At 44.5% G+C, this 9,407-nt stretch carries 10 protein-coding genes; 8 read left to right on the forward strand and 2 right to left on the reverse strand.

Going from position 1 to position 9,407, the window contains the following annotated elements; genetic code table 11:
* Window positions 1-337 precede the first annotated feature (337 nt).
* The 6 genes from EWV66_RS03605 to EWV66_RS03630 all read left to right on the forward strand — a co-directional run bounded on the left by EWV66_RS03605 (window position 338) and on the right by EWV66_RS03630 (window position 3,140).
* Complete coding sequence (locus tag EWV66_RS03605) at window positions 338-736, forward strand: hypothetical protein (RefSeq protein WP_052278563.1); 399 nt, start codon at window positions 338-340, stop codon at window positions 734-736.
* 3 nt (window positions 737-739) lie between these two features.
* The gene (locus EWV66_RS03610) at window positions 740-1,147 is read left to right on the forward strand and encodes a hypothetical protein (RefSeq protein ID WP_052278025.1); all 408 of its coding nucleotides are present in this window, start codon (window positions 740-742) and stop codon (window positions 1,145-1,147) included.
* Window positions 1,148-1,719: 572 nt separating this feature from the next.
* Window positions 1,720-1,947, forward strand: a complete 228-nt coding sequence (locus tag EWV66_RS03615) for a hypothetical protein (protein WP_052278024.1) — start codon at window positions 1,720-1,722, stop codon at window positions 1,945-1,947.
* Window positions 1,944-2,219 carry a ParE family toxin-like protein gene (locus EWV66_RS03620; RefSeq protein ID WP_046660479.1) on the forward strand — a complete coding sequence of 92 codons (276 nt, stop codon included), beginning with the start codon at window positions 1,944-1,946 and terminating at the stop codon, window positions 2,217-2,219. Before EWV66_RS03615 ends, EWV66_RS03620 begins: the two co-directional genes overlap by 4 nt.
* A gap of 237 nt (window positions 2,220-2,456) precedes the next feature.
* Window positions 2,457-2,831: a group I truncated hemoglobin gene (locus tag EWV66_RS03625; protein WP_052278023.1), complete on the forward strand. Its 375-nt coding sequence runs from the start codon at window positions 2,457-2,459 to the stop codon at window positions 2,829-2,831.
* A 156-nt stretch (window positions 2,832-2,987) separates the two neighbouring features.
* On the forward strand, window positions 2,988-3,140 hold the full coding sequence (locus EWV66_RS03630; RefSeq protein WP_004161554.1) for a hypothetical protein: 153 nt from the start codon (window positions 2,988-2,990) through the stop codon (window positions 3,138-3,140).
* A gap of 230 nt (window positions 3,141-3,370) precedes the next feature.
* On the opposite strand, the gene dusB is transcribed toward EWV66_RS03630, so the two are convergent.
* The gene (gene dusB, locus EWV66_RS03635; RefSeq protein WP_052278562.1) at window positions 3,371-4,378 is read right to left on the reverse strand and encodes a tRNA dihydrouridine synthase DusB; all 1,008 of its coding nucleotides are present in this window, start codon (window positions 4,376-4,378) and stop codon (window positions 3,371-3,373) included.
* 200 nt (window positions 4,379-4,578) lie between these two features.
* On the opposite strand from dusB, the gene EWV66_RS03640 reads away from it, so the two are divergent.
* A complete protein-coding gene (locus EWV66_RS03640; protein WP_052278022.1) occupies window positions 4,579-6,153 on the forward strand; it encodes a glucose-6-phosphate isomerase in 1,575 nt (524 codons plus the stop codon).
* Between the two features lie 542 nt (window positions 6,154-6,695).
* A complete protein-coding gene (locus EWV66_RS03645; protein WP_052278021.1) occupies window positions 6,696-7,910 on the forward strand; it encodes an ABC transporter permease in 1,215 nt (404 codons plus the stop codon).
* Window positions 7,911-7,915: 5 nt separating this feature from the next.
* Here EWV66_RS03645 and hisD read toward each other — a convergent pair whose 3' ends face one another.
* Window positions 7,916-9,172: a histidinol dehydrogenase gene (hisD, locus tag EWV66_RS03650; RefSeq protein ID WP_004161562.1), complete on the reverse strand. Its 1,257-nt coding sequence runs from the start codon at window positions 9,170-9,172 to the stop codon at window positions 7,916-7,918.
* Between the last annotated feature and the right edge of the window lie 235 nt (window positions 9,173-9,407).

Below are 9,407 nucleotides of genomic sequence, written 5' to 3' on the forward strand. Positions count from 1 at the left end.
TTAAGATGTTGGGGGCTTCGTTTTTGGGTCTGATTTGTTTTTGTTAATGATCAGACAGTACCTGATGAGCCTTTCTTTGTCAACTCTTGAGGTTGATGCGTTTCATTTTTGAATTGGCGTTGTCCTTGAGTAAAAAATGCAAGTTGTAGCCGTGCAAAGTATATTCGGAAAGTTTCTGTATAATGTATAAGTAGTCATGCAAAATTAATTACCTGCCCGATCGAGCTAAAACCCTTACGGGGCAATGATCGTCATGTGTAAATAATTTTGCCTAGGTACTTAATTAGTTAAACCTAAAAAATGAGGCAAAATAATGACGGACAAAAATAAGCCAGAAATGACGGACAAAAATAAGCCAGAAGAAGTTCAACAGGCAATGATTTCAGTGGGAGTGGGTACGGCGATTGGAGCTAGTGCATCGGCAGTAGTTGGCGGTATGGGACTTGCTGTAGGAGGAACTGCTCTAGGAGTCGGTATGGCTCCAGTAGCAGCAGCAGGAGCAGTGGTTGGCACAGCAGTTTACGGAACCAAAAAAGCAATAGAAGAACAAGACGCAACGGCAATTGGAGCAGCGGCAATTGGTGCGGGTGCTGGAGCCGGTATATCAGCATTAGTTGGGGGTATGGGATTAGCAGTAGGAGGGACGGCAGTTGCAGTGACAATGGCTCCCGTAGCGGCAGTAGGAGCAGTAATTGGTTTAGCTGGGTATGGTATCTCTAAATTATTCACTGAGTAAGTAATGGCTAAACGGAAAAGACAGTCCCCCAATGCTGCTCAAAAATTAGTAAGAGGAGCAATTCGGGACTTTATTAATCAGGTTAATGGCATAGTTATTGAGCCGGAGATAAATACTCCTTTAAAGGGGACAGAGGCTTGGTATCGGGACAAACTGGCTAGAGAATTAGGAGGAAAAACCGAGGTTTACATTGATAAGGTAGGTAGAATAGATGTCTTAACTAATACGGAAATAATTGAAGTCAAAAATACAAAAGGCTGGAAATCAGCGATTGGACAAATAAAGAGTTATGGACAGTATTATCCCAAGCATAAAATGAGAGTTCACCTATTTGGGAAATTGACTGAAAGTAAACTGGAAACTATTCAGAGAGTATGTAACCTAGAAGGTATCACTCTAACTTGGGAATAAGTACCTAGGCAAAATTATTTACACATGACGATCATTGCCCCGTAAGGGTTTTAGCTCGATCGGGCAGGTAATTAATTTTGCATGACTACTTAGTAAGTACCTAGGCAAAATTATTTACACATGACGATCATTGCCCCGTAAGGGTTTTAGCTCGATCGGGCAGGTAATTAATTTTGCATGACTACTTATGATCGCTGCTCTTGTAGGGTGCGTTCCCTCATGCGAGTCCTACCGCTCCAGCGATCGATTTTGGGGAACGCACCATGCTCATTGATTCAAGTAAATGATAATAATCTAAAAACGTCTAGGCACAGTGATCGATGGGAGTGCGATCGCTTATGATCGAGTTGTAAATTTTTGTTACGAAGTGCAGTCAGATTGAACAATTGGTGCTGAAATCTTGGGGAAAAGCTGATGTTATTTCGGCTGATTGTCAGGAATCGACAAAACGGGGTGATATGCGGAAACTTTCGGCATATCCTTACTCTCCTTATTCGGAAAGTTTCTGGATAATTAATAGAGAGTAGAAAAAGTAGTAAAATAGTCCAATACGCGTAAAACATGAACAAAACATGACTACTCTGTTGCAAAAAGCATTCACAGAAATCCAGAAACTGCCAGAGCATCTTCAAGATGAACTTGCTCAACAATTGCTAGAAGATATTGAAAGTGAATTAAAATGGCAGCAAAGCCTTTCTAACGAAGATATGGAATTGGGAGCTTTAATAACAATGGCACAGGAAGCCCTGATAGAAGAACAAGAGGGGAGAACAGAAGATAAAGGCTTTGGGGCAGAATGAAGTCAGCCAGAACCAAGAGGTTTCGTCAACTTTTTCTCAGTTTGCCGCAAAGGGTACAAGAAACAGCCAAGAAAAATTACGAGATTTGGAAAGAAAATCCATTTCACCCCAGCCTAGAGTTCAAAGAGGTGAAACCAAGAGAAAAAATCTGGTCAGTCAGAGTCGGCATTGGATGGCGAGCATTAGGGATTAAGAAGTCAGACGAAGAAAAGATAGTTTGGTTCTGGGTTGGGTCGCACTCCGAGTATGACAAGATTCTAGGTAAGAATTAGGAGCGATCTAACCAATCACTGCACCGGACCTTGTGCTAAACTTATCTACATCATCCAAAGTCATTGGCGGCGAGTGAGTTCAACCGTTAGACATACTCCTTGCTCCAACGAGCGGGCTGCTAATACAGATGAATTACGATTTATCCATACTCTAATCTTTTTGATTATTGAACATTTCAACTTCTCCCATCTGTCTCGTGTCACATTTGAACTCATACAATTAAGGAGTAATTTTCAATGAAAACACTGTATGAAAAGCTTGGTGGTGGAGCGGCTGTTGATCTAGCTGTAGAAAAATTTTATGAAAAGGTTTTGGCAGATGAGCGAGTCCAGCGTTTCTTCGCTCCTACAGATATGCAACAACAGAAACAACATCAAAAAGCCTTTATGACCTATGCTTTTGGTGGTGCTGAACAATGGAATGGTCGTCCTATGAGGGATGCACATAAAGAATTAGTGGCTGAGATGGGCTTAACCGATAGCCACTTCGATGCGATCGCTGAGGATTTAGTTGCTACCCTCGTTGAGTTGGAAGTTACTCAAGCCTTAATTGATGAGGTGGTGCAGATTGTAGGTTCTGTTACTCATCGCAATGATGTCTTAAATCGCTAGAGCAATGTAGCTGTAGGGTGCGTTCCCTCATGCAATTCCTACCGCTGCAGCGATCAATTTTGGGAAACGCACCATGCTCATTGATTCAAGTAAATGATTATAAGCTAAAAACGTCTATGCACAGCGTCAGCCTAAATTTACCTTCAGAGCTAGAGAATGAGTTATCTACAAAATCCTCCTAAAACAGGGCTGGAGCTAGTTGCTTATTGGGAAAGCGTTGGGGTTATTGGCTCCCGACCTGATATTATCGATAGTCAGGAGCAGGCAAGCAAATTGCGCCATAATGCTGAAACCCGTGAGCAGGTTTAGGTAGGTTTTGCTGAATAAAGGTGAAATGTAGGCAAGGTAAGGGTTTTGTGGCTTTTCTCGCTCCCACAGGTGCAAGATTTTGAGAGAATCGTGCTTCAAAACCTTGCGTCTTCATCGGCCCGCGTCCTTCGCCCGTACTTTTTCAGCAGCCCCTAGATAGTAAATGTACCTTGTCGATGATGCTGACGAACCAGCAAAAGGTTCGTAAGAACCTACAGCTTATAGCACCGTTATCTGTAAATATTCTCGTTTTCAAGGTTTAATTGGGCAATAGCTCCATCAATTAAATCACAGCCCTCCCCCAGAGATTCGATCCGCGAAAACCGATCGCGCCAAACCGCCGCACCAGTAAAATCCTGACAATACCAAGCCAGATGTTTCCTGGCTTGCCAAATACCGCGTTGTCCCTTGTATAGCCATAGCCCCTGTAAATGCTCTTTAGCTAGGTTTAACAGGTCAATAGAGGTAGGTTGCGGCAACTTTTTGCCTGTTTTGAGGTAATAATCGATTTCCCCCACCAAATAGGGATAACCGAGGGTTCCCCGCGAACACATCACCCCATCGGCCCGAGTAAATTCCAAACAATTAATCGCCGCTTCCACAGAAACAATATCACCATTAGCGATGACAGGAATCGATAAAACCTCCTTCACCCGTTTAATCCATTGCCAATCGGCTGGCCCGTGATAACCCTGTTCCCTAGTGCGTGCGTGCAGGGTCAACATTTGCGCTCCCGCATCTTCCAAACGACGGGCAAAATCGATAATATTAATCTCTTGAGCGTTCCATCCCAAGCGAGTTTTCACCGTTACTGGCACCGATACCGCTCTCACCACTTCCCTAACAATTTGCTCGGCAATTTCTGGCTGTCGTAAAAGGGAAGAACCGCCGCCTTTTTTAGTAATTTTATTAACGGGACAACCCATATTAATATCGATGGTCATCGCTCCTTCTTTAACCGCTTTTTCCGCCGCCACAGCCATAAAATCGGGACGGCAATCAAATAATTGCATACTAATTGGTTGTTCTTTGTCCCCGATAACCATCAATTGCGGTAACTCTTGCAGCTGGGAGATTTCTGTCGCATTAACCATCTCCGTATAGAGCATCGAATCAGGAGCAAAGCGTCTCACCAAGCGCCGAAAAACTAAATCGGTGACACCAGATAAAGGTGATTGCAAGACGCGGCTATGCACTGCTAAATTACCGATTTTGAGAGGGGATGAGTAGATAGCCATAGAACCAGTTAAAAAATCAACAGCCAACACCAGCAAACCGAACAATTAGGGGATAGTTCCGTCACTGTTAACATTTTGCCAACCCCATAATATATGCTTAACCGTCATCTTCTAGTCTAAAACTACCTGTATGATGATTGGAGAGGATAGAATCCTATCTCTCCTAAACGAGTAATTAAACAAAAATTTCGCTTTTTTTTATGGATAATCTGCAACTCTGGCAACGTTACCAAGATTGGTTATACTATCACCCTAACCTAGAACTTTATCTCGATGTCAGTCGGATTCCCTTCGATGAGGCTTTTCTCAAAGGTCTAGAAGCAAAATTTGAGCGTGCTTTCCAAGATATGGCAGCCTTAGAACAGGGTGCGATCGCCAATCCCGACGAACAGCGTATGGTCGGCCACTACTGGCTGCGCGCTCCTGAACTCGCTCCTAACCAGGAATTGCGGGACGAAATCACCGAACCCTTAGCACAGATCAAAGAATTTGTCAAGAAAATTCACTCCGGAGCGATTAAGCCGCCCAATCGGTCAAAATTCACCCATATTCTCTGTGTAGGCATCGGGGGGTCTGCTTTGGGTCCCCAATTCGTCGGTTCGGCTCTATCCCCCCTTAATCCCCCCTTAGAGATTGCTTTTATTGATAATACCGACCCCAAAGGCATCGATCGCACCTTAGCCCATTTACCCCTAGCTACCACCCTCGTTATCGTCACCAGTAAATCCGGCGGCACTCCCGAAGCGAGAAACGGAATGTTAGAAGTCCGCAACGCTTACGAAAAACAGGATTTAGACTTTCCCCAACACGCGGTCGCCGTCACCATGCCGGGTAGCCGACTGGACAAATACGCCCAAGATTGGCTAACTCGTTTCCCCATGCAGGATTGGGTCGGTGGTCGTACATCAGAACTATCCGCCGTCGGTCTTCTCCCGGCCGCTTTGCAGGGTATCGACATTGATGAAATGTTAGCCGGGGCCAAAGAAATGGACATCGCCACCCGCGTCCATAACCTAAAAAAAAATCCTAGCGCCCTACTGGCTCTAGCTTGGTATCATGAGGGCAATGGCAAGGGAGAGAAAGATATGGTGATTCTGCCCTACAAAGACAGTCTCTATCTCTTTAGCCGCTATCTGCAACAATTGGTCATGGAGTCCCTCGGTAAAGAAAAAGACCTCGATGGGAATAAGGTTTACCAAGGTATCGCCGTCTATGGTAACAAAGGTTCCACGGACCAACACGCCTACGTCCAACAATTACGCGAAGGTGTCCCCAATTTCTTCGCCACTTTTATTGAAGTGTTAAAAGACCGACAAGGAGATTCCATCGAAGTGGAAACCGGCTCCACTGCTGGCGATTTCCTCTCAGGATTACTGCAAGGTACTCGACAAGCTTTATACGAAAATAGTCGTCACTCTATCACCATCACTATCCCAGAGGTTACTCCTCGTCAGGTGGGGGCCTTAATCGCCCTCTACGAAAGGGCCGTTAGTTTCTATGCTAGTTTAGTTAACATTAACGCCTACCATCAACCCGGGGTAGAAGCAGGGAAAAAAGCCGCCGCTTCTATTCTGGATTTACAAAGAAAAATCGTGCAAGTTGTTCGGGAAACGGGCACTTCTCTCGACCTAGCCACTCTAGCGGCCAAAATTGGTGCTAGTGACCAAGTTGAAGCCATCTATAAAATTGTCCGTCATCTCAACGCTAATCGGCGCAGTTTAACTATTACCGGCGATTTAAGCAAACCGGAAACGCTCCAAATCTCTGCACGCTAATCAGTTATCAGTTATCAGTTATCAGTTATCAGTTATCAGTTATCAGTTATCAGTTATCAGTTATCAGTTATCAGTTATCAGTTATCAGTTATCAGTTATCAGTTATCAGTTATCAGTTATCAGATGTAAGTTATCAGATGTAAGTTTTAAGGGTTCTTCGGTTTGTGTTATGCAATGGAGGGGGGTTATAAAGGATAAAACCCTTACATAGAAAGACATTGCTTCGATTTTTGCCAATTGTTTTCTATCTAGAACGAGCTAATCAATTGAGTCTCTTGCCCTATAAGGATTTAGTCGATTTATGCCCCCTGATCGAATCATACCAAGTAACGAAGAGCCGTTAGTTATAGCGTTTCCTGTTCGCAAGAGGTACACTATCGATGTTGAAAAGCTTAATTAGCAAAGGTTTAAGTGTGCCACACAGGTGTGAGAACCGCTATATCTTTATCTTTATACCTGTTTACTGATCACTGATTACTGATTACTGATTACTGATCACTGTTTACTGATCACTGTTTACTGATCACTGAATATAACTAACCATGGAAATGCTCGAAAACCTGAAAATGGCTTTTTCCGCTTTGATGGCCAATAAACTGCGTAGTGGTCTGACCATGCTAGGAATTGCTATCGGTAACGCCTCCGTCATTGCCCTAGTGGGAGTGGGTGAAGGAGCGCAAAAAGTTGCTATCGAGCAGTTTGAAGCCCTCGGTCCGAATGTTTTATTTGTGTCCACCTCCTCGCGCAATGTCCGGCGGACAATTCCTAATCCCCGGCCGCTCACCTACGAAGACGCTCAAGCGATCGCATCTCAAGTTCCCGCCATTGCCGCCATTTCTCCCGAATTGAGCGGTAAAAGAATTTTATCCTTCGGTAATAGAACCAGTAATAGCCCCCTAATCGGGGTGGGAGCCGAGTACCTAAACGTGCGTAACCGTCAACTATCTAAAGGTAGATTTATTATGGAATCTGACCTGAAACGGGATAATCGGGTGATTGTCTTGGGATCGGAATTAGCCAAAAATCTCTTTGGTAATCGCAATCCCGTCGGCGAAAATCTTCGCATCGGCAATCTTAGTTTTCAAGTCATTGGAGTTTTACAGGCGAAAGGCTCCTTATTTGAGGCTAATCAGGACGATCGAGCTTTAATTCCCCTAACTACCATGTCTAATCAGGTTCAAGGCCGCAGAGCTATCTATGGCATTCCCCTGACTCATATTTCTGTCTTGGCCAAAAACTCTGCCCAAATTAAAGCCGCTCAGTTTCAGATTAGCAACCTGCTGCAAATGCGTCATCAGGTCAGCGACGAGAATTATGTGCAGGTTTTCCCCCAAACCGCAGTCTTAGAAATGGCCAAAGAAACTAACGATAGTTTAACTAGAATGTTAGCCTCGATCGCCAGTATTTCCCTTTTTGTCGGGGGAATCGGTGTCATGAATATTATGCTCGTGTCAGTCACGGAAAGAACCCAAGAAATCGGGTTAAGAAAGGCTTTAGGAGCGAAAGAAGGGGATATAAAAGGTCAATTTCTGATTGAATCGGTGATTTTAGCCACCACTGGCGGAATTATCGGGATTTTTGTCGGCATTCAAGGAATGTATCTAGCGGGAATTTTTGCTGCTTTAACCACCAGTGTCTCAATCCCTGCCATAATTCTCGCTTTAGGAGTTTCCAGCGCCATCGGTCTGATTTTCGGTGTTGTTCCCGCTCATCGTGCCGCTAAATTAGACCCAATCGTTGCTTTGAGAAGATTATAGTTTTTCTAGTTCTTGTCCTGGCCTCGGGATTCTATACCCGCATCCGTTGCCGTAAAGCCCTCCGCTTGGGCTAATATTTGTAGATTATGGGCTATGGAGGCGAAAGAATCGGCAGGATATTCGATCAAAGTAGCGGAATCGAGAAAAGTTTCCACTCCCACGGGACAACCCAAATAATCAGCCACCGCTTTTGGAGTAGTAGAACCGAGGAGAATAGTTCCCGATTGTCTCACAGAAGATAGCTTTTCCCAAGGTTCATCGATCATTAAGGATAAATGGGTGGGAGCAAAAAGATTCGATAATTCGATCGCTTTTTCCAATGACTCCACCACCACGATTAAACCATAATGAGCGATCGCTTTTTCCGTTAACAATCTCTGGGGATGTATCTGTAACTGTTTTTGTACTTCTTCCTGTACTATTAAAGCTAAAGCCTTATCCGTCGTCAATAAAATCGCAGCCGCTAGGGAATACTGTTCCGCTTGCGCTAATAGATCTAGGGCCAACTGTCTGGGATTAGCCTGATTATCGGCAATAATAACCAAATCAGAAGTAATAGAGAGATAATCGATTTTTACATGGTCAGAAACCAGTTTTTTAGCCAAATTAGTATAAAAATCACCTATTCCAGCAATCATCTCCACAGGAGCGATCGTTTTTGTGCCGTAGGCTAAAGCAGCGATCGCTTGTGGTCCAGCCACCCGATAAATTTCACTAATACCCACCGATTGGGCTGCCACTAAAATCGCCGGATGGATGCGTAAATCCTCATCAGCAGGAGATACCATGACAATCCGTTTAACCCCCGCTATTTTGGCAGGAATCGCCTGTTGGAGCAATAAACTGAGATAGGCTCGTTTACCATCAGGAACGACAATTCCCACACTGTTAACCGGTTGATAGCGTTTCCCCCGAACCGTACCATCTTCAGGAAACTGCACCCAAGCTTTGGGAAGACGCTGACGGTGAAAAGCCTCCATTTTTGCACAGGCAACAGCGATCGCATTTAATAAATCCTGCGACACCTGTTGATAAGCAGCATCGAGTTCCGAGCCACTCACCTTAAGTTGTTGTAGATTAAGGGACTGTTGGTAGAATTTTTGTGTGTAATCCACCAACGAGCGATCGCCAGAAAGTCGCACCTGATCGACAATCTCTCGGACAAGCGATTCTTTTTCCCGAATTTCCGGATCGTCGAACCGTTCCCGAATTCGTCTCAGTTCCGTTCTGGCTGACCATGGCTCTGTGATAATTCGCAACATCGAGCTATTATCCTCTAGGGGCGAAACGAGATTAAAAGGTTTTCACTTCTCACACTCTAGCTTATCGCTTTCAATCTTGACCGGGGAGGGAGACGAAGTCAGTTATTTTAGCCGTCGGTCATCGGAAATTTTGGGTCTGAAACCCCGCCGTTCTAGGTTGGCTTTACGTTAGAATTAAAAGGCCAGTCTCGAAAACCAAGTGGACGGCGCAGCACCTTGAAAACTCGGCTTAGGG

The organism is Microcystis sp. M_OC_Ca_00000000_C217Col (assembly GCF_007095585.1).
Lineage (GTDB): Bacteria > Cyanobacteriota > Cyanobacteriia > Cyanobacteriales > Microcystaceae > Microcystis > Microcystis panniformis.